This window comes from Pseudomonas sp. GW821-FHT05D12 (assembly GCF_059419825.1).
In genome coordinates this window covers 80,232-99,678 of the sequence record NZ_JBWKSN010000016.1, presented here as the reverse complement: position 1 = coordinate 99,678, position 19,447 = coordinate 80,232, and the positions used below count along the sequence as shown (strand labels likewise).

At 61.4% G+C, this 19,447-nt stretch carries 18 protein-coding genes; 15 read left to right on the top strand and 3 right to left on the bottom strand.

Annotation, left to right across the window (positions count from 1 at the left end; all coding sequences use genetic code 11):
* Positions 1-24: 24 nt before the first annotated feature.
* Positions 25-1,023 carry an AraC family transcriptional regulator gene (locus AC07SI_RS26165; RefSeq protein WP_065909264.1) on the bottom strand — a complete coding sequence of 333 codons (999 nt, stop codon included), beginning with the start codon at positions 1,021-1,023 and terminating at the stop codon, positions 25-27.
* A 339-nt stretch (positions 1,024-1,362) separates the two neighbouring features.
* On the opposite strand from AC07SI_RS26165, the gene AC07SI_RS26160 reads away from it, so the two are divergent.
* From AC07SI_RS26160 to AC07SI_RS26150, 3 genes are all read left to right on the top strand, one after another.
* Positions 1,363-2,697: a dicarboxylate/amino acid:cation symporter gene (locus AC07SI_RS26160; protein ID WP_065909268.1), complete on the top strand. Its 1,335-nt coding sequence runs from the start codon at positions 1,363-1,365 to the stop codon at positions 2,695-2,697.
* 259 nt (positions 2,698-2,956) lie between these two features.
* A complete protein-coding gene (locus AC07SI_RS26155) occupies positions 2,957-3,943 on the top strand; it encodes an XdhC family protein (RefSeq protein WP_213554255.1) in 987 nt (328 codons plus the stop codon).
* Positions 3,940-4,536, top strand: coding sequence for a nucleotidyltransferase family protein (locus AC07SI_RS26150; RefSeq protein WP_495006789.1), 597 nt, complete (start codon positions 3,940-3,942; stop codon positions 4,534-4,536). The genes AC07SI_RS26155 and AC07SI_RS26150 overlap by 4 nt, the downstream gene beginning before the upstream one ends.
* 117 nt (positions 4,537-4,653) lie before the next feature.
* Here the strand turns inward: AC07SI_RS26150 and rne are convergent, their stop codons facing one another.
* Positions 4,654-7,917: a ribonuclease E gene (rne, locus tag AC07SI_RS26145; protein WP_495006788.1), complete on the bottom strand. Its 3,264-nt coding sequence runs from the start codon at positions 7,915-7,917 to the stop codon at positions 4,654-4,656.
* Positions 7,918-8,675: 758 nt separating this feature from the next.
* Between rne and rluC the strand changes: the two genes are divergently transcribed.
* Genes rluC through AC07SI_RS26130 form a run of 3 tightly spaced genes read left to right on the top strand, consistent with a single transcriptional unit; the run spans position 8,676 to position 11,289 of the window.
* Positions 8,676-9,635: a 23S rRNA pseudouridine(955/2504/2580) synthase RluC gene (gene rluC, locus AC07SI_RS26140; RefSeq protein ID WP_495006787.1), complete on the top strand. Its 960-nt coding sequence runs from the start codon at positions 8,676-8,678 to the stop codon at positions 9,633-9,635.
* Complete coding sequence (locus AC07SI_RS26135; RefSeq protein ID WP_495006786.1) at positions 9,622-10,284, top strand: HAD-IA family hydrolase; 663 nt, start codon at positions 9,622-9,624, stop codon at positions 10,282-10,284. Before rluC ends, AC07SI_RS26135 begins: the two co-directional genes overlap by 14 nt.
* 21 nt (positions 10,285-10,305) lie before the next feature.
* Positions 10,306-11,289 (top strand): S49 family peptidase, encoded by a 984-nt coding sequence (locus AC07SI_RS26130; protein WP_065909277.1) that lies wholly within the window; start codon positions 10,306-10,308, stop codon positions 11,287-11,289.
* Between the two features lie 127 nt (positions 11,290-11,416).
* On the opposite strand, the gene AC07SI_RS26125 is transcribed toward AC07SI_RS26130, so the two are convergent.
* Entirely contained in the window at positions 11,417-11,995 is a 579-nt protein-coding gene (locus AC07SI_RS26125; protein WP_213554251.1) for a Maf family protein, read from the bottom strand.
* A 105-nt stretch (positions 11,996-12,100) separates the two neighbouring features.
* Between AC07SI_RS26125 and AC07SI_RS26120 the strand changes: the two genes are divergently transcribed.
* From AC07SI_RS26120 to mltG, 9 genes are all read left to right on the top strand, one after another.
* On the top strand, positions 12,101-12,631 hold the full coding sequence (locus AC07SI_RS26120; protein WP_010566563.1) for a YceD family protein: 531 nt from the start codon (positions 12,101-12,103) through the stop codon (positions 12,629-12,631).
* A 13-nt stretch (positions 12,632-12,644) separates the two neighbouring features.
* On the top strand, positions 12,645-12,827 hold the full coding sequence (rpmF, locus tag AC07SI_RS26115; protein ID WP_003179396.1) for a 50S ribosomal protein L32: 183 nt from the start codon (positions 12,645-12,647) through the stop codon (positions 12,825-12,827).
* Positions 12,828-12,831: 4 nt separating this feature from the next.
* On the top strand, positions 12,832-13,842 hold the full coding sequence (plsX, locus tag AC07SI_RS26110) for a phosphate acyltransferase PlsX (RefSeq protein ID WP_083221498.1): 1,011 nt from the start codon (positions 12,832-12,834) through the stop codon (positions 13,840-13,842).
* A 126-nt stretch (positions 13,843-13,968) separates the two neighbouring features.
* On the top strand, positions 13,969-14,907 hold the full coding sequence (gene fabD / locus AC07SI_RS26105) for an ACP S-malonyltransferase (RefSeq protein ID WP_106802861.1): 939 nt from the start codon (positions 13,969-13,971) through the stop codon (positions 14,905-14,907).
* Positions 14,908-14,938: 31 nt separating this feature from the next.
* Positions 14,939-15,682 carry a 3-oxoacyl-ACP reductase FabG gene (gene fabG / locus AC07SI_RS26100; RefSeq protein WP_065909285.1) on the top strand — a complete coding sequence of 248 codons (744 nt, stop codon included), beginning with the start codon at positions 14,939-14,941 and terminating at the stop codon, positions 15,680-15,682.
* 191 nt (positions 15,683-15,873) lie between these two features.
* The gene (gene acpP, locus AC07SI_RS26095) at positions 15,874-16,110 is read left to right on the top strand and encodes an acyl carrier protein (RefSeq protein ID WP_003175607.1); all 237 of its coding nucleotides are present in this window, start codon (positions 15,874-15,876) and stop codon (positions 16,108-16,110) included.
* A 128-nt stretch (positions 16,111-16,238) separates the two neighbouring features.
* Positions 16,239-17,483: a beta-ketoacyl-ACP synthase II gene (gene fabF, locus AC07SI_RS26090; RefSeq protein ID WP_495006785.1), complete on the top strand. Its 1,245-nt coding sequence runs from the start codon at positions 16,239-16,241 to the stop codon at positions 17,481-17,483.
* A complete protein-coding gene (gene pabC / locus AC07SI_RS26085) occupies positions 17,483-18,298 on the top strand; it encodes an aminodeoxychorismate lyase (protein ID WP_495006784.1) in 816 nt (271 codons plus the stop codon). Before fabF ends, pabC begins: the two co-directional genes overlap by 1 nt.
* A gap of 1 nt (position 18,299) precedes the next feature.
* Positions 18,300-19,433, top strand: a complete 1,134-nt coding sequence (mltG, locus tag AC07SI_RS26080) for an endolytic transglycosylase MltG (protein WP_495006783.1) — start codon at positions 18,300-18,302, stop codon at positions 19,431-19,433.
* Positions 19,434-19,447: the final 14 nt, after the last annotated feature.

The window sequence follows — 19,447 nt, the reverse complement described above, 5'->3', positions numbered from 1 at the left end:
GGCTTCATCGCCGGCAACACACCTCTAACTTTCCTGCGCCCGGTACGCCCCCGGCGTCAGCCCCGTCCACTTCTTGAACGCCCGATGAAACGCCGACGGTTCGGAAAATCCCAACTGCTCGGCGATCTCCTGCAATGACAGATCCGCCCGCCCCAGGTGATAGATGGCGATGTCCCGCCGCAGCTCATCCTTGAGAGCCTGGAAGCTGGTGCCTTCCTCTCGCAGATGCCGGCGCAGGGTTTGCGGGCTGATGTGCAGGTGCTGGGCGACGGCTTCCAGGTCCGGCCAGGGCGTGCGGTCGCGGCTCAGCAGGCGCCGCAGTTGGCTACTCAGGCTGTCGCCCTCATCGGGGCGCGACAGCAAATCCGCCGGCGAGCGTTCCAGGAAGTGCTTGAGCGTACGCTCGTCCTGCAGCAGCGGCAGGCTCAGGTAGCGGCTGGGAAATACCAGGCTGCTGCTCGAGGCGCCGAACACCAGGGTGCACGGAAACAGCAGGTCGTATTCAGTGGCATGGGCCGGCATCGGGTAGCTGAACGTGGCCTGGTGCAGCCGAATCCGTTGGCCGATCAGCCAACTGCCCAGGCGATGCCAGATCACCAGCAGGCATTCGCTGAGGAAATGGTCCGGGTCCCACAGTTGCGAGTCGTCGAGGCTCAAGCGGGCCATGTCGCCTTCGCGGGTCAGCTGCCAGCGCGGACCTTGTGGGAATAGGCTATAAAATAATAAGCCGCGTTCCAGCGCTTTCTCCAGGGTGCGGCAGTGGATCAGCGCGTGGCACATCATGGCGAAAGTGCCGCGTTTGCTTGGGCCGTCGGCAAAGCCCAGGTATTCGTCGTCCAGCGCCAGCCAGAGCATTTGCAGCAGTCGGGTAAATTGCTCCGGTGCAATACGGGCGCGAGGTTCGCTCAGTAATTGCGGGGTAATACCGACCTGCAACAACAGGCCCGAATAATCGTAGCCGGCTCGGCGTGCACCGCCGAGGGCCGCCCGGGCGTAATGACTGGCGATGGTACGTTCACGCATGCGAAGGCCTCGTCCATGGAGTGGCCGATGGTAGCCACCCCCTGGGAGAGGGACAAGGCGGATATCCGCCAAATTGTAGGACGGGATTGGGCGAGTGGGCGGAAATCCGCCACCTGTTTGCCTGCGTTAGAAGGGGCCGGAAATCCCCCAGCCCTGATGTCTAAAGGCCTGTAGGATTTTTACCAAAGCTGGCACGCCGTTTGCGATACATACAACAGCGCAGGCCTGGTCCTACAAGCCTCGCAAACAACAAATCCCTCCAGTGCAGGAGGGTTCGCAATTCAAGTGTCGTGGGCAATGGCGGATATTTGCCACACGGGACGATTGAGGAACTTTGCAATGACGACTCGTCAGCCAATCTACAAATCCCTGTATTTCCAGGTGATCGTTGCAATCGTTATCGGTATTTTGCTCGGTCACTTCTACCCACAGACCGGCGTGGCCCTCAAGCCACTGGGTGACGGCTTTATCAAGCTGATCAAAATGGTCATCGCCCCGATCATCTTCTGCACCGTTGTCAGCGGCATCGCTGGCATGCAAAGCATGAAATCGGTCGGCAAAACCGGCGGCTACGCGCTGCTGTACTTCGAAATCGTTTCCACCATCGCCCTGCTGATCGGCCTGATCGTCGTCAACGTTGTGCAACCGGGCGCCGGCATGCACATCGACGTGGCGACCCTGGACGCCTCCAAAGTCGCGGCCTACGTGACTGCCGGTGCAGACCAGAGCGTGGTTGGCTTTATCCTCAATGTGATCCCGAACACTATCGTCGGTGCGTTCGCCAACGGTGACATCCTGCAAGTGCTGATGTTCTCGGTGATCTTCGGTTTCGCCCTGCATCGCCTGGGTGCCTACGGCAAGCCGGTCCTGGACTTCATCGATCGCTTCGCGCACGTGATGTTCAACATCATCAACATGATCATGAAGCTCGCCCCAATCGGTGCCCTCGGCGCCATGGCGTTCACCATCGGTGCCTACGGTGTCGGTTCGCTGGTGCAACTGGGCCAGCTGATGATCTGCTTCTACATCACCTGCATCCTGTTCGTGGTCGTGGTGCTGGGCGCCATCTGCCGCGCGCACGGTTTCAGCGTGCTGAAGCTGGTTCGCTATATCCGTGAAGAACTGCTGATCGTGCTGGGTACTTCCTCCTCCGAATCCGCACTGCCACGCATGCTGATCAAGATGGAGCGCCTGGGCGCGAAGAAGTCCGTAGTAGGCCTGGTGATCCCGACTGGCTACTCGTTCAACCTCGACGGTACTTCGATCTACCTGACCATGGCTGCCGTGTTCATCGCCCAGGCGACTGACACCCACATGGACATCACCCACCAGATCACCCTGCTGCTGGTGCTGCTGCTGTCCTCCAAAGGTGCTGCAGGCGTGACCGGTAGCGGCTTCATCGTACTGGCTGCAACCCTGTCGGCCGTCGGCCACCTGCCGGTTGCCGGCCTGGCGCTGATCCTGGGTATCGACCGCTTCATGTCCGAAGCCCGCGCGCTGACCAACCTGGTCGGTAACGCCGTTGCCACCATCGTCGTGGCCAAGTGGGTCAAGGAACTGGACACCGACAAGCTGCACAGCGAGTTGGCTTCCGGCGGTACTGGCATCTCCGACACCCGTGTGGAAGATGACCTGGGCGTCGCCGAAGGTCCTGCTCCTGCTTCGGTGAAGTAAGCGTTTACCGGTGTGAATTGACACCGACGCTTCGTACAAACGCCCCGACTTGTTCGGGGCGTTTGCGTTTCGGGCGGATCACTTTTTCGATTTTTTGATTTACATTAAGTAAACACTTCATCAGATTGCATTGAAGCCCGTCTTTATCGGACTGCCGTTCACCCGGGTCGGTCTACGCTGATGAAACTCGCGCAGGGTTGCCCGTTCTAAAATCCATTGGCCAGCCGCTTGGCTGCGCTGCACGCTTGCAGGAGTGTTGATGGACAGTGTGGATCTGAATGTCTTGCGCAGCGTGCTCGAATGGCGTCGCGCCGGTCAGCCGGTGGTGTTGTACAGCGTGGTCCAGACCTGGGGCAGTGCACCACGGCCGCCGGGCGCCATGTTGGCGCTGCGTGGCGATGGCGTGGTGATCGGCTCGGTGTCCGGCGGTTGCATCGAGGATGACCTGATTGCGCGCTTGCAGGACGGCCGCCTGGCCGGTGACGGGCCGCCGGTGCAGTTGGTCACCTACGGCGTCACCCGCGATGAAGCGGCGCGTTTCGGCCTGCCTTGTGGCGGCACGCTGCGCCTGACCGAGGAGCGTGTGCAGGATTGGGACTGGGTCGCGCAATTGCTGGCGCGCTGCGAAGCGCATGAAATTGTCGCCCGCGAGTTGGACCTGGCCACTGGCGCCGTGACCCTGAGCAACGCGAGCAAGACCGACATCGTCAGCTTTGATGGCGAGCGCTTGCGGGCCATCTACGGCCCGCGCTGGCGCCTGCTGTTGATCGGTGCCGGGCAGCTGTCACGCTACGTGGCGGAAATGGCGCGCTTGCTGGATTTCGAAGTCCTCATCTGCGACCCGCGCGACGAATTTGTCTACGGCTGGGAAGAGCAGCATGGCCGCTTTGTGCCGGGCATGCCGGATGAGGCTGTGTTGAATATCCAGACCGATGAGCGCACCGCTATCGTCTGCCTGACCCACGACCCGCGGCTGGACGACATGGCCTTGCTGACGGCGTTGAATTCCAGCGCGTTCTACATCGGCGCGCTGGGGTCACGGGTCAACAGCCAGAAGCGCCGGGAAAACCTCGCGGCGCTGGGCTTGTCTGCCGAGGCAATCGCGCGTTTGCACGGGCCGATTGGTTTGCATATCGGCAGCCATACGCCGTCGGAGATCGCGTTGTCGCTGATGGCGGAAATTGTCGCGATCAAGAATGGCGTAGCGCCAATGCAGAAAAAGCCGCTGCCGGTGGTGGCGGAGTGACGATTACCGCGATTGTTTTGGCGGCCGGCCAGGGCCGTCGTTTTCGTGCCGAGGCCGGCGCCGATCAAGACAAGTTGCTCGCCGATTGCGTCGGCCTGGATGGCGTGACGCGGCCGGTGATCGAACAGGTGCTTTTGGCGCTGCCGCCGCGGGTGGTAAAACGCTGGGTGGTGACTTCGCCGGAGCGCCTTGAGGTGATTCGCTTGGCGCAAGCCTACGGCTGCGAAGTGTTGCTGCTGGATTCAGCGGGGATGGGCGACAGCATTGCGGCGTCCGTCGCGGCCAGTGGCACCGCTGAAGGTTGGCTGGTGGTGCTGGGGGATATGCCGTTTGTGCAGTCGTCGAGCATCGAGCGGGTGATCGCTGCGCTGGAGGAGGGCGGTATCAGCGTGCCGCTGCAGGATGGGCAGTATGGGCATCCCGTGGCGTTTGACCGGGCGCTGGCACCGGGCCTGATGGCGCTGACCGGTGACCGAGGGGCCAGGCCGCTGTTTGCACAGGCGACCGTCAGCGAAGTGCCTGTAGATGATCCGGGTGTACTCTGGGACGTCGACCTGCCGCAGAGTTTGAATTTCTCCCCCATCCAACGGTAGGAGCCGGCCAGCCAGCGCCTGCAGGCGAATGTATTCCAGGGATAAAGCTTGGTTTCTTGCGCTCAATAAAAAGCCCCGCCTGATCACTCAGGCGGGGCTTTTTAGTGGCGGTTGGAATTAGACGAGAGGTTTAGGCTCGTGCTCTTCTTCCAGGGCCTTTGGGTGGTGCTCTGCCACTTCTTCGACGGCGCGCGGGGCTTCGTCGACGATCGGGGCAGTGTGTTCAACCACGGCTTCAGCGGCCGGGGCCGGTGCTTCGGCGGCAGCAGCTGCTGCAGCGGCGGCTGCCTCGGCTTCTTTGCGACGACGACGCACTTCACGTGGATCGTTCGGCGCACGACCATTTTCGGTCAGGGCGCTGGCAGGTGCTGCTTCAACCACCGGAGCGGCGACTTCGGCAACCACTGGCGCTTCAACCACTGGCTGAGGCTCGACCACTGGCGCAGGTTCGGCAACCACGGCTTCGACCACCGGCGCTGGCGCTTGCTCTGCCACAGGGGCAGGTGCTGGCGCTTCAACCGGGGCGGCTGGCTCAGGGGCCGTCCACTGGAAGGCGGTCTGTTCTTCGCGAACTTCACGCACTGCCGGGGCAGCTTCTTCGACAACCGGGGCTTCAGCTGGTGCTTCAACGGCGGCTTCAACCACTGGCTGAGACTCAACCACCGGTGCTGGCTCGACAGCCGCCAATTCGGCTTCCGGCTGCGCTTCGCGAACTTCGCGAACCACCGGAGCCACTTCCACTTCCGGCACCACTGGGGCTTCGATCGGGGTGGTGGCTTCTACGACCGGTGCTTCAACAGCTGGCGCTTCTTCCACTGGGGTGTGCGCGACAGGTGCTTCAACCACAACGGTTTCTTCGACAGCGGCGGTAGCACGTTCAGCTTGCTCGTGCGCCTGGGCTTCAGCGGGGGCGCTGATCACCGAGCTGGCCACGGCAGCGGTAACGGCCAGACCTGCAGCCAGTTCGGCGCCGGTCGGTTCGCTGGTCGCGGCTTCTGCGTTTTCGCCGGCTTCTTCCGAGCCTTCGATCACATTGCCGTTGGCATCACGCTGACGCTCACGACGGTTGCTGCGACGACGCTGGCCACGGGAGCGGCGGCGTGGACGATCGCCTTCGGCGTTGTCCTGACCGTCGTCCTGCAGTTGCTCTTCGCCGGTCAGCACTTCTTCTTCGCTGGCAGCAGCGGCTTGCTCGGCACGTGGCTGGCGCTCTTCACGCGGTGGGCGCGGCTGGCGCTCTTCGCGAGGGGCGCGCTCTTCGCGTGGCTGGCGAGCTGGACGCTCTTCAGCAGCGACAGCGCCGGCAGCAGCGGCAACGGCAGGTGCAGCATCCAGCGGCTCGCGCAGTTCACGCACGCGTTCTTCACGCTCGCCACGTGGCTTGCGATCTTCACGCGGTGCACGTGGAGTGCGCGGTGCGCGCTCTTCACGCGGTGCACGTTCTTCACGGGCTACGGCTGGCGTGTCTTCACGGGCTTCGCGTGGCGCGCGCTCTTCGCGGGGTGCGCGTTCTTCACGTGGAGCACGTTCTTCGCGAGGCTTGCGTTCTTCGTCACGGCGACCGTTGCGGTTACGGCTTTGCTGGCGACCGTTGCGACGCTCTTCGTTACGGGCTGGACGCTCAGCGGCAGGTTTTTCAACCACCACCGGCGCGGCCGGCTCTTCCTTGGTGGCGAACAGGCTGACCAGCGACTTCACCAGGCCCTTGAACAGGCTTGGCTCAGGCAGGGCGGCCGGCGCGGCAACCGGGGCGGCAACTTCAGTCGGTACCGGTGCGTTGGCACGCGCCGGCGCCGTCTTCACGGCCGCTTCCTGGCGAACCAGGGTGCGGGTCGCAGCGGCTGGCTGGACTTCTTCTACTTCGGCAGCGGCAGCGGCGATTTCGTAGCTGGACTGGCCGCTGTGGGCTTCCGGGCTGTCGTCGCGCAGGCGCTGGACTTCGAAGTGCGGGGTCTCAAGGTGATCGTTCGGCAGGATCACGATGCGGGCACGGGTGCGCAGTTCGATCTTGGTGATCGAGTTGCGTTTTTCGTTGAGCAGGAAGGCTGCAACCGGGATCGGCACTTGCGCGCGGACTTCGGCGGTGCGGTCTTTCAGGGCTTCTTCTTCGATCAGGCGCAGGATCGCCAGCGACAGCGATTCAACGTCACGGATGATGCCGGTGCCGTTGCAGCGTGGGCAGACGATGCCGCTGCTCTCGCCCAGGGATGGGCGCAGGCGCTGACGGGACATTTCCAGCAGGCCGAAGCGCGAAATGCGGCCAACTTGCACGCGGGCACGGTCGGCTTCCAGGCATTCGCGGACTTTCTCTTCCACGGCGCGTTGGTTCTTGGCGGGGGTCATGTCGATGAAGTCGATCACGATCAGGCCGCCGATGTCACGCAGGCGCAGCTGGCGGGCGATTTCTTCAGCCGCTTCCAGGTTGGTCTGCAGGGCGGTTTCTTCGATGTCGCTACCTTTCGTGGCGCGCGCCGAGTTGATGTCGATGGACACCAGGGCTTCGGTCGGGTCGATCACGATGGAGCCGCCGGAAGGCAGTTCGACGACGCGCTGGAAAGCGGTCTCGATCTGGCTTTCGATCTGGAAACGGTTGAACAGCGGCACGCTGTCTTCGTAGAGCTTGATCTTGCTGGCGTACTGCGGCATCACCTGGCGAATGAAGGTCAGGGCTTCGTCCTGGGCTTCAACGCTGTCGATCAGCACTTCGCCGATGTCCTGGCGCAGGTAATCGCGGATAGCACGGATGATCACGTTGCTTTCCTGGTAGATCAGGAACGGCGCGGAACGATCCAGGGACGCTTCCTTGATGGCGGTCCACAGTTGCAGCAGGTAGTCGAGGTCCCACTGCATTTCTTCGCTGCTGCGGCCCAGGCCGGCAGTGCGAACGATCAGGCCCATGTCGGCCGGTGCGATCAAACCGTTCAGCGCTTCACGCAGTTCGTTGCGCTCTTCGCCTTCGATGCGACGGGAAATACCGCCGGCACGCGGGTTGTTCGGCATCAGTACCAGGTAACGACCGGCCAGGCTGATGAAGGTGGTCAGGGCGGCGCCCTTGTTGCCACGTTCTTCTTTTTCGACCTGGACGATGACTTCCTGGCCTTCGCTCAGGACGTCCTTGATGTTCACGCGGCCTTCAGGGGCTTTCTTGAAGTATTCGCGGGAGATTTCTTTGAGGGGCAGGAAGCCGTGGCGCTCGGAGCCGAAATCGACAAAGGCAGCCTCAAGGCTTGGTTCGATGCGAGTAATACGGCCTTTATAGATGTTGGCCTTCTTTTGCTCGCGTGCACCGGATTCGATGTCCAGGTCGTAGAGGCGTTGGCCATCTACCAGTGCAACACGCAACTCTTCGGGTTGAGTTGCGTTAATCAGCATTCTTTTCATGTTGTACCGTCGGTTTCCGGGCTGCCGGAAACGGCGTTCGGCACACACGACTTCTCACGGTCGGTGTCAGGTGCGTCAAGAGTGGTTGGCCACTCCAGTGTCCAGCAAAACCTGCCAATTGGGCCGGTATCGCGACGGACGCGTCCTGCTTGTTAGCGGTGGTGACAAAGGCACCACTTCAACAAAAGCTAAGGTCAGGAGGAGGAATCAACCGGCGACTGTGGACGAGATGAAGCGTCTAAATATAAGCCTAGTGCTACACGGTCCGACGGTTGTGCATCTCCACCCTACACGTATCCCTGATAATTCGGGTGCTGCCGCGCGCAGAATCCGCAGCGGGTTGGCATTTACCGTGTTCTCCAATGGGGAGTCCACGCTCATGGCTAAACAAGACTAGGTGTGGGCGACTGCGCTCTCACTCAGCTCTTAACAGGCGTTGTTTCCGAAACATTCGCCATGGTCTGGCCCAAGACTGACTGCACTTTGTGAACTGGCCGTAAATATCGGCGCAGAATGCGAGTATTCACTCTGCTTTCTGCACTCGCTTCAGGCCTCATGTCACCTGCGCTTGTTACAATCTCGAGCCTTCCAGGGTGGCGAAAGCCCCGTAGGACGGCCTCGCGTCCTGATGAATTGCGATGGTCAGGGCCGGCAGTTTGCCGCAAGTCCTCTGTCCAGGCCGCTTTTGGCGGCGTTCGCGACTATAGCAGCAATGATTAAGTGCTTCAATTCCATAAAAAATTGTTATCATCGCCGCCATGACGACTACCGCCCCCCAGACCCCCAGCGTCCAGCTGCTCGAGGTCTCGCCGGAATATGCCGGCCAACGCATCGACAATTTTCTCCTGGCCAGGCTCAAAGGCGTGCCCAAGACCTTGATTTACCGCATCTTGCGTAAAGGTGAAGTGCGCGTGAACAAGGGCCGCATCAAGCCCGAGTACAAGTTGCAGGCGGGCGATATCGTCCGTGTGCCACCGGTGCGCGTGCCAGAACGCGACGAGCCTGTGCCGTTGGCCCAGGGCCTGTTGCAGCGCCTTGAAGCCTCGATTGTCTTCGAAGATAACAAGCTGATCGTGATCAACAAGCCCTGCGGCATTGCGGTTCACGGCGGCAGCGGCCTGAATTTCGGCGTGATCGAAGCCTTTCGTCAGTTGCGCCCGGATGCCAAGGAGCTGGAGCTGGTCCATCGTCTGGACCGTGACACCTCCGGCCTGCTGATGATTGCCAAAAAGCGCAGCATGTTGCGCCACCTGCACACCGCCCTGCGTGGCGATGGCGTGGACAAGCGCTACATGGCGCTGGTGCGCGGCAACTGGGCCAGTTCGATCAAGAGCGTTCGTGCGCCGTTGCAGAAGAGCAACCTGCGTTCCGGCGAGCGCATGGTCGAAGTGGACGAGGAGGGCAAAGAAGCCCTGACCCTGTTCAAAGTGCTGCGCCGTTTCGGCAATTTCGCCACCCTGGTCGAGGCCAAGCCGGTCACCGGGCGTACCCATCAGATTCGCGTCCACACGCTGCACGCAGGCCACTGCATTGCCGGTGACACCAAGTACGGCGATGAGGATTTCTCCAAGGAGATCCGCGACCTGGGCGGCAAGCGCCTGTTCCTGCACGCCTACATGCTCACTGTGCCGCTGCCCGACGGCGGCGAGCTTAAGCTGCAGGCGCCGGTCGATGAGATGTGGGCCAAGACCGTGGAGCGTTTGAGTGTCGCACCTTGATTACAAACTGCTGATTTTCGATTGGGACGGCACCCTGTGTAATTCCATTGGCCGGATTGTCGAGTCGATGCACGCCGCTTCGACCCGTTCCGGCTATGCACTGTGCAGCGACCTGGCGGTCAAGGGCATCATCGGCCTGGGCTTGCCCGAGGCGATTCGCACCCTTTACCCGCAGATCAGCGACGCTGAGCTGGTGGCGTTCCGCGACCATTACGCCGATCACTACATTGCGCTGGAGGCCACGCCTTCGCCGTTGTTCGAGGGCGTGATGCAGTCGTTGGAAGCGTTTCGCGCCGAGGGGTATCACCTCGCTGTTGCCACCGGCAAGGCCCGTCGCGGGCTGGATCGGGTGCTCAAGGCGCATGGTTTTGAAGACTTCTTCGATATCACCCGTGCCGCGGATGAAACTGCTAGCAAGCCTCACCCTCTGATGCTTGAGCAGATCCTGGCGCATTGCGGTGTAGCGCCGCGCCAGGCACTGATGGTGGGCGATGCTTCTTTCGACCTGATGATGGCGCGCAATGCCTGCATGGACAGCGTGGCGGTCAGCTACGGTGCCCAGGCAGCCGAAGCCTTGCAGCAATACGAGCCCAGGCTGACGATTGATCATTTTTCTGAACTGCAGGCCTGGCTCAGCCAGGCCCGATAAGTCTTTGCTGGGGTTAATGGCATGAGTGACGAGTGGAAAGCGCCCGAAAAGGCCGATAGCAGTGATGACAAGAGCTGGAAGCTGCTGGAGAAAACCCTCCTGGCCAGTGTCCAGGAGCAGCGCCGGGCACGGCGTTGGGGGATTTTCTTCAAGTTGCTGACCTTTGTCTGGCTTATTGCCATGCTCGCGTTGTTCAGTCCGTTGATGGACATGGAAAAAAGCGCAACCCGCGGCGCCAACTACACTGCCCTGATTGAAGTGCGCGGGGTGATTGCCGACAAGGAGTCGGCCAGCGCCGACAATATTGTCAGCAGCCTGCGTGCCGCGTTCGAAGATCCCAAGGTCAAGGGTGTGATCCTGCGCATCAACAGTCCTGGCGGCAGCCCGGTGCAATCGGGTTATGTGTATGACGAGATTCGTCGTCTGCGCGGCCTGCACCCGGATATCAAGCTGTACGCGGTGATTTCCGACCTGGGGGCCTCGGGCGCCTATTACATCGCCAGCGCTGCTGACCAGATCTATGCCGACAAGGCCAGCCTGGTCGGTTCCATCGGTGTAACGGCGGCCGGTTACGGCTTTGTCGGCACCATGGAGAAGCTCGGCGTGGAGCGTCGCACCTATACCTCGGGCGAGCACAAGGCCTTCCTCGATCCGTTCCAGCCGCAAAAGGCCGATGAAACCCAGTTCTGGCAGGGCGTGCTCGACACCACCCATCGCCAATTCATCGCCAGCGTGAAGCAGGGGCGCGGTGATCGCCTCAAGGACAAAGACCATCCGGAGCTGTTCTCCGGGTTGGTATGGTCGGGCGAGCAGGCGTTGCCGCTGGGCTTGATCGATGGCCTGGGCAGTGCCAGTTCGGTGGCGCGCGATGTGATTGGCGAGAAAGAACTGGTGGATTTCACGGTTGAGGAATCGCCGTTTGATCGCTTCTCCAAGCGGCTGGGTGCCAGCGTGGCCGAGAAGCTGGCGTTCTACATGGGCTTCCAAGGCCCGAGCCTGCGCTGATCCAGCAGGCGCATCGATTCACATGTGGGAGCGGGCTTGCCCGCGATAGCGGTTGGCCAGTCGACATCTGGAGTGGCAGGACCACCGCTATCGCAGGCAAGCCAGCTCCCACAGTAGTTTGGTGGGCTTAGGGGATTTGCACGCCTTCGGCCAGCAGCATGTCGACCAGTCGTATCAGTGGTAGGCCCACTAAGCTGGTCGAGTCCGGCCCTTCGGTGCTCTGGAACAGGCTCACACCCAAGCCTTCAGCCTTGAAGCTCCCTGCGCAGTCATACGGCTGCTCGATCCGCAGATAGCGCTCAACACGCTCAACGTCCAGCTCACGCATGTGCACGGTAAACGGCACACAGTCGACCTGGCAGTGCCCTGTCTCGCTGTTCAGCAGCGCCAGGCCCGTCAGAAAGCTCACACGCTTGCCGCTCGCCGCCAGCAATTGTTCGCGGGCGTTCTCGAAGGTGTGGGGCTTACCGATGATCCGGCCGTCGAGCGCGGCCACTTGGTCGGAGCCGATGATCAAATGGCCTGGATGACTCGCGGCGAGGGCGCGGGCTTTTTCTTCGGCCAGGCGCTTGACCAGGTCGACGGCGGATTCATTTGCACGGTGGCTTTCGTCGATATCCGGCGAGCTGCAGATGAACGGCACGTGCAGGCGGCTGAGCAATTCCCGGCGATAAACCGAGCTGGATGCGAGTAATAAAGGCAGCATGGGCGTCTCCTCAAGGCAGCCGGGGATTCTAGCGGGGCGACCGGCTGACGCACAGGGCTGAATTTCCTTTGACATGGCCGGGTGCATCCCTATAATGCTGCGCCTATGTTGAATGACCCGATTCCACCTCACGTTGACCCGCGCAAATTGGCTGATCGTGGCACCTCCCTTCAAGGTGAGTTGCTGCTGGCCGATTTGGAGAGACTCTGCGACCCGCTTTCCGACACTGTCGGTACGGTGCAGGCCAAATTCGTTTTTGAACGAGATGAACGTAAATCTGTGGTAATTCACAGCTTTATCGACACCGAAGTCAAAATGGTTTGCCAGCGTTGTCTTGAGCTGGTCACCCTGCCGATCCACAGCGAGTGCAGTTATGCTGTGGTGAAGGAGGGTGCGAATACCCAGTCGTTGCCGAAAGGTTATGACGTGCTGGAACTGGGCGAAGATCCTTTGGATCTGCATGCACTGATCGAGGAGGAGCTTTTGCTCGCCTTGCCCATTGTGCCTGCTCATCATCCGGAAGAATGCCAGCAGCCGGCGGGCCTCGATGACGAGCCCGAACCGAGCGAGGACGAGGTAACGCGGTCCAACCCGTTCAGTGTATTGGCGCAGTTAAAGCGTGACCCAAACGTTTAGGAGTTAATCAATTATGGCTGTTCAGCAGAACAAAAAATCCCGCTCCGCCCGTGACATGCGCCGTTCGCACGACGCTCTCGAGGCTAGCACCCTGTCCGTAGAAAAGACCACCGGTGAAGTTCACCTGCGTCACCACGTATCGCCAGAAGGCGTATACCGTGGCCGTAAAGTGATCGACAAGGGCGCTGACGAGTAATCACTTGTCTGCCCTAGTCATCGCGATTGACGCAATGGGCGGGGACTTCGGTCCCCGCAGCATTGTTCAGGCCTGCATTGCCAGCCTGTCTGCCACACCCTCGCTGCACCTGACCCTTGTCGGTCAACCCTCCCTTCTTGAAGAACTGATTGCCAGCCATCCGGCGGTGGATCGCGCGCGCCTGACGATTACGCCAGCCAGCGAAACCATCAGCATGGATGACAAGCCGGCGGCAGCCCTGCGCGGCAAGCCCGACTCTTCGATGCGGGTGGCCCTTGAGTTGCTGCGTGATGGCAAGGTGCAAGCCTGTGTCAGTGCCGGCAATACCGGGGCGTTGATGGCGCTGTCCCGACACGTGCTCAAGACGCTGCCGGGGATTGATCGGCCGGCGATGGTGGCCGCGATTCCGACGCAGAAAGGCTATTGCCAACTGCTGGACCTGGGGGCAAATGTCGATTGCAGTGCCGAGCACCTGTTCCAGTTCGCAGTGATGGGCTCGGTGGCTGCCGAAGCATTGGGCGTGGCGCGCCCGCGCGTGGCCTTGCTGAATATCGGTACCGAAGACATCAAGGGCAACCAGCAGGTCAAGCTGGCCGCCACCTTGCTGCAGGGTGCGCGGGGTTTGAACTACGTAGGCTTCGTCGAAGGTGATGGCCTGTACCGTGGCGAAGCGGATGTGGTGGTGTGCGACGGGTTTGTCGGCAATATCCTGCTCAAATCCAGCGAAGGCCTGGCGACCATGATTGCTGCGCGTATCGAGGCCTTGTTCAAGCAGAATCTGGCGTCGCGCCTGGTGGGTGCCCTGGCACTGCCATTGATGCGGCGCCTGCAGGCTGACCTGGCGCCGGCGCGGCATAACGGTGCGAGTTTTCTCGGCCTGCAGGGCATTGTGGTGAAGAGCCACGGTTCTGCCGGTGTGGAAGGCTTTCAGAGCGCGATTGCACGGGCCTTGATCGAGATCCAGGAAAACCTGCCGCAACGCTTGCACGGCCGTCTCGAGGACCTGTTGCCTTAGGCGAATCGGCCCGGGAATGCTTAAATGTGACCGGCCAGTTCAATTGACCATCCAATCTGTCAGTTTCGTGCGCTCCCACCGTAGGGGCGTCGATTTCCGACGACCAGATCATTAGGGGCTTGTTACATGTCTACATCCCTCGCATTCGTCTTTCCAGGGCAGGGTTCGCAGTCCCTCGGCATGCTGGCCGAGCTGGGCGCGCAATATCCGCAGGTCCTGGATACCTTCAAGGAAGCTTCCGATGCCCTGGGTTACGACCTGTGGGCACTGACCCAGCAGGGGCCGGAAGAGCAACTCAATCAAACCGACAAGACCCAGCCGGCCATCCTGACCGCTTCGATCGCCCTGTGGCGCTTGTGGCTGGCACAAGGCGGCGCGCGTCCGGCATTCGTTGCCGGTCACAGCCTGGGTGAGTACAGCGCCCTGGTGGCGGCGGGCAGCCTGACCCTGGGTGAGGCGGTCAAGCTGGTTGAACGTCGTGGCCAGTTGATGCAAGAAGCCGTTCCGGCCGGGCAGGGCGGCATGGCCGCTATCCTGGGTCTGGACGATGCCGTGGTGATCGAGGCCTGCGCCGAAGCGGCCCAGGGCGAAGTGGTCAGCGCGGTGAACTTCAACTCCCCTGGCCAGGTGGTGATCGCCGGTGCCAAGGCGGCTGTCGAACGCGCCATTGAAGGCTGCAAGGCACGCGGTGCCAAACGCGCCCTGCCGTTGCCGGTCAGCGTGCCGTCGCACTGTGAGCTGATGCGCCCGGCGGCCGAGCGTTTTGCCGAGTCCATCGCTGCCATCAACTGGCAGGCACCGCAGATTCCGCTGGTGCAGAACGTCAGCGCAGCCGTGGCTGCAGACCTCGACACCCTTAAGCGCGACCTGCTGGAGCAGCTCTACAAACCCGTGCGTTGGGTAGAATCGGTGCAGACCCTGGCTGCCAATGGCGCCACTGAACTGGTCGAGTGCGGCCCGGGCAAAGTCCTGGCCGGCCTGAACAAGCGCTGCGCCGACGGCGTGTCGACTGCCAACCTCAATACCCCGGATGCCTTCGCTGCCGCGCTTGCGGCACAGGCCTGAAACCTGATCCCCGAACTTAGGAGAAGCCTGCATGAGTCTGCAAGGTAAAGTTGCACTGGTTACCGGCGCAAGCCGTGGCATTGGCCAGGCGATCGCCCTGGAACTGGGCCGTCAGGGCGCCGTTGTGATCGGCACCGCCACTTCCGCCTCGGGTGCCGAGCGTATCGCCGCGACCTTGAAGGAAAACGGCGTACAGGGCACCGGCCTTGAGCTGAACGTGACCAGCGATGAATCCGTGGCTGCCGTACTGGCCGAGATCACCGCACAGTTCGGCGCGCCGGCGATTCTGGTGAACAATGCCGGTATTACCCGCGATAACCTGATGATGCGCATGAAAGACGACGAGTGGTACGACGTGGTCGATACCAACTTGAACAGTCTGTTTCGCCTGTCCAAGGGTGTTTTGCGCGGCATGACCAAGGCGCGTTGGGGCCGAATTATCAATATTGGCTCCGTAGTGGGTGCCATGGGCAACGCAGGCCAAGTAAACTACGCGTCCGCCAAGGCCGGTCTGGAAGGTTTCAGCCGTGCATTGGCACGTGAAGTCGGTTCGCGGTCGATTACGGTCAACTCGGTGGCCCCAGGGTTCATCGACACCGATATGACCCGCGAGCTGCCGGAAGCACAGCGTGAAGGCTTGCTGACGCAGATTCCGCTGGGCCGTCTGGGCCAGGCTCAAGAGATCGCGAATGTGGTCGCTTTCCTGGCATCCGACGGTGCGGCATACGTGACTGGGGCTACAATCCCGGTGAACGGCGGGATGTACATGAGTTAAATTGTGACGGATCGCTTCAAAAAAATGTCATACGAGCTGTCTAAAATCCGTTATAAAGCTGCAACTTAATTTATAGGCAGGTGGCCGACCGGGTACAGGGTGAAGCTTTCAGTTGAAAAGCTGAAAAGGCTTTCTATACACTTACCCACTGGCCAGCTGCCTGAATTTGTCCATTAGGAGTTAAACAAGGTATGAGCACCATCGAAGAGCGCGTCAAGAAAATCGTCGCCGAGCAACTGGGCGTTAAAGAAGAAGAAGTGGTCAACACTGCTTCCTTCGTAGAAGACCTGGGTGCCGATTCCCTTGACACCGTTGAGCTGGTGATGGCTCTGGAAGAGGAATTCGAGACCGAAATCCCGGACGAAGAAGCTGAAAAAATCACTACTGTTCAAGCTGCTATCGACTACGTTACTAGCCACCAGGCGTAATAGTTTGTAGTCGTCGCTTGCTGTTAGGGAAAAACCGCACTGCTGTAACGGCGTGCGGTTTTTTCTTTAGCCCTGATGAAAAGTGAGCGCCGAAGCAAAGTGTCGTCATCAAGAAAAAGGAGAGTGCTGTGTCGCGTAGACGCGTCGTAGTCACCGGTATGGGTATGTTGTCGCCACTGGGCACGGATGTGCCGAGCAGTTGGCAGGGCATTCTGGCTGGCCACAGTGGTATTGGTCTGATCGAACACACGGACCTTTCTGCCTATTCCACCCGTTTTGGCGGCTCGGTAAAGGGCTTCAATGTCGAGGACTATCTCTCGGTCAAGGAGTCCCGCAAACTCGACCTGTTCATTCAATACGGCCTGGCAGCCGGTTTTCAGGCAGTGCGTAACGCCGGCCTGGAAGTCACCGACGCCAACCGTGACCGCATCGGCGTGGCCATGGGCTCGGGTATTGGCGGTTTGACCAATATCGAAGAAACCAGCCGCACGCTGCATGATTCCGGCCCCCGTCGAATTTCACCGTTCTTCGTCCCGGGCTCGATCATCAATATGATTTCCGGTTTCCTGTCCATCCACCTGGGCGCACAGGGACCTAACTACGCGATCGCCACGGCGTGCACCACCGGTACGCATTGCATCGGCATGGCCGCGCGCAACATCGCCTACGACGAAGCTGACGTGATGATCGCCGGCGGCGCCGAAATGGCCGCCTGTGGCCTTGGTATGGGCGGCTTCGGTGCTTCCCGTGCGCTGTCGACCCGCAACGACGAGCCGACCCGCGCCAGCCGTCCCTGGGACAAGGGCCGTGACGGTTTCGTCCTGTCCGACGGTGCCGGTGCGCTTGTACTCGAAGAGTTGGAGCACGCCAAGGCGCGTGGTGCGACCATCTACGCCGAGCTGATCGGGTTTGGCATGAGTGGCGACGCCTACCACATGACCTCGCCACCGTCCGACGGTGCCGGCGCTGCGCGTTGCATCACCAATGCCCTGCGCGATGCCAAGGTCAATCCGCAGCAGGTGCAGTACATCAACGCCCACGGCACCTCGACCCCGACGGGCGATTTGGCGGAAGCCGAAGCCATCAAGTCGGTGTTCGGCGACCACGCCTACCAGTTGGCAGTCAGCTCCACCAAGTCCATGACCGGCCACTTGCTGGGCGCGGCGGGCGCGGTCGAGGCGATCTTCAGCGTGATGGCGATCAAGGATCAGGTCGCTCCGCCGACCATCAACCTGGATGAGCCGGACGAAGGCTGCGACCTGAACTTCGTGCCGCACGAAGCGCAGCCGATGCCGATCGACGTGGTGATCTCCAACTCGTTCGGCTTTGGCGGCACCAACGGTTCCCTGGTGTTCCGCCGGTTCGCCGAGTGATGCACAGCTGGGTCGACGGTCAGCCAGCGGACAGCGTGCCCCTGAAAGATCGCGGCCTGGCGTATGGCGATGGTCTGTTCGAGACCCTCGCCGTCAGGGCCGGGCAACCGGTGTTGCTCGACCGCCACTTGCAGCGCCTCGAAGAGGGCTGCAAGCGCCTCGCTTTAGCGGCGGATCACGCGTTGATCCGCAGCGAAGTGCTGGCTTATGCCGCCGCCCTCGGCGACGGTGTCCTCAAGTTGATCCTCACCCGCGGCGACAGCCTGCGCGGTTATGGTCTCAACCCTGGTGCACCGGTGCGCCGTCTCCTGCAGGGCAATGCGCCTGCTCATTATCCCCAAGCCCATGGAACCGACGGTATCCGCCTGTTTCCGTGTGCCACCCGCTTGTCCGAGCAGCCATTGTTGGCCGGTCTCAAGCACCTCAACCGCCTGGAGCAAGTGATTGCCCGTGCCGAGTGGCAAGATGCCGAACATGCCGAAGGCTTGATGCTGGATATGTCCGGGCGGGTCATCGAAGGCGTTTTCAGCAACTTGTTCCTGGTGCGTAATGGCTTGTTACTAACCGCCGATCTGAATCGTTGCGGGGTTGCCGGGGTCATGCGCGCCGAGATCATGGCCCAGGCACAAGCCCTGGGCGTCCCGGTAGCCGTGGCTGACGTGAGTCTCGAGCAGTTGCAACAGGCTGACGAAGTCTTTGTGTGCAACAGCGTGTATGGCATTTGGCCGGTGCGTGGCTGCGCTGCGATGAGCTGGCCGGTTGGGCCGCTCACCCGTAAACTGCAGGGCATTGTTCGCGCGCTATTGGATGCTTGAGTTGATACGAAAACTGGTTGTACTGCTGCTGATCGGTCTGTTCTCGGCGGCGTTGCTGTTGGGGTTTTCCGCCTGGAAACTCGATTCCACCCTGAAGCAGCCCTTGAACCTGACCCAGGAGCAATTGCTTGATGTGCCGGCCGGGGCGACGCCCACCGGTACGTTCAATCGCCTGGAAGCCGACGGCGTGCTCGACGGCGCCTTCTGGTTGCGCCTGTACTGGCGCTTTAACCTTGATAGTCAGCCCTTGCACAGTGGCGAATACCGCATGACCCCGGGCATGACCGCACAGGGCCTGATCGGCCTGTGGCAGCGTGGCGAAGTCGTGCAGTACAGCCTGACCCTGGTCGAAGGCTGGAATTTCCGTCAGGTACGCCTCGCCCTGGCCAAGCATGAAAAGATCGTGCAGACCCTCGCGGGCCTGACTGACAGTGAGGTGATGGAGAAGCTCGGTCACCCTGGCGTGTTCCCTGAGGGGCGGTTCTTCCCGGACACCTACCGCTTCGTGCGCGGCATGACCGATGTCGAATTCCTGAAAAAAGCCTACAACCGCCTCGACGACGTACTCGCCCAGGAGTGGAGCAAACGCGCCGCCGATGCGCCGTACACTGACCCTTATCAAGCGCTGATCATGGCCTCCCTGGTGGAGAAAGAGACCGGCGTGCCCGAGGAGCGCGGCCAGATTGCCGGCGTGTTCGTGCGGCGCATGAAGATCGGCATGCTGCTGCAGACCGACCCCACTGTGATCTACGGCCTGGGCGAGCGCTACAATGGCAAGTTGACCCGTGCGCACCTCAAGGAAGCCAACCCCTACAACACCTACATGGTGGCTGGCCTGCCGCCGACACCGATCGCCATGGTCGGCCGCGAAGCGATCCATGCGGCGCTGAACCCGGTGCCGGGCAGCAGCCTGTATTTCGTCGCCCGGGGTGATGGCAGTCATGTTTTCTCCGACAACCTGGATGCGCATAATGCCGCCGTGCGCGAGTTCCAGCTCAAGCGCCGGGCCGATTACCGCTCCAGCCCGGCGCCGGTCGTGAACCCTGCGCAAGACGCAGCACCATCGGCCGAAGCCCCGGCTGAAAAGCCGGCGGAGCCTGCGCCGGACACCGCCGCGCCGCAAAGCCCGCAATGACTCTGACTAAGGAC

What these genes read in the sequence shown, in the direction of transcription:
- AC07SI_RS26165 (WP_065909264.1), bottom strand. Translation starts at nt 1,023, where the DNA reads ATGCGTGAACGTACCATCGCCAGTCATTACGCCCGGGCGGCCCTCGGC.
- AC07SI_RS26160 (WP_065909268.1), top strand. Translation starts at nt 1,363, where the DNA reads ATGACGACTCGTCAGCCAATCTACAAATCCCTGTATTTCCAGGTGATC.
- AC07SI_RS26155 (WP_213554255.1), top strand. Translation starts at nt 2,957, where the DNA reads ATGGACAGTGTGGATCTGAATGTCTTGCGCAGCGTGCTCGAATGGCGT.
- rne (WP_495006788.1), bottom strand. Translation starts at nt 7,917, where the DNA reads ATGAAAAGAATGCTGATTAACGCAACTCAACCCGAAGAGTTGCGTGTT.
- rluC (WP_495006787.1), top strand. Translation starts at nt 8,676, where the DNA reads ATGACGACTACCGCCCCCCAGACCCCCAGCGTCCAGCTGCTCGAGGTC.
- AC07SI_RS26130 (WP_065909277.1), top strand. Translation starts at nt 10,306, where the DNA reads ATGAGTGACGAGTGGAAAGCGCCCGAAAAGGCCGATAGCAGTGATGAC.
- AC07SI_RS26125 (WP_213554251.1), bottom strand. Translation starts at nt 11,995, where the DNA reads ATGCTGCCTTTATTACTCGCATCCAGCTCGGTTTATCGCCGGGAATTG.
- AC07SI_RS26120 (WP_010566563.1), top strand. Translation starts at nt 12,101, where the DNA reads ATGTTGAATGACCCGATTCCACCTCACGTTGACCCGCGCAAATTGGCT.
- rpmF (WP_003179396.1), top strand. Translation starts at nt 12,645, where the DNA reads ATGGCTGTTCAGCAGAACAAAAAATCCCGCTCCGCCCGTGACATGCGC.
- fabD (WP_106802861.1), top strand. Translation starts at nt 13,969, where the DNA reads ATGTCTACATCCCTCGCATTCGTCTTTCCAGGGCAGGGTTCGCAGTCC.
- fabG (WP_065909285.1), top strand. Translation starts at nt 14,939, where the DNA reads ATGAGTCTGCAAGGTAAAGTTGCACTGGTTACCGGCGCAAGCCGTGGC.
- acpP (WP_003175607.1), top strand. Translation starts at nt 15,874, where the DNA reads ATGAGCACCATCGAAGAGCGCGTCAAGAAAATCGTCGCCGAGCAACTG.
- pabC (WP_495006784.1), top strand. Translation starts at nt 17,483, where the DNA reads ATGCACAGCTGGGTCGACGGTCAGCCAGCGGACAGCGTGCCCCTGAAA.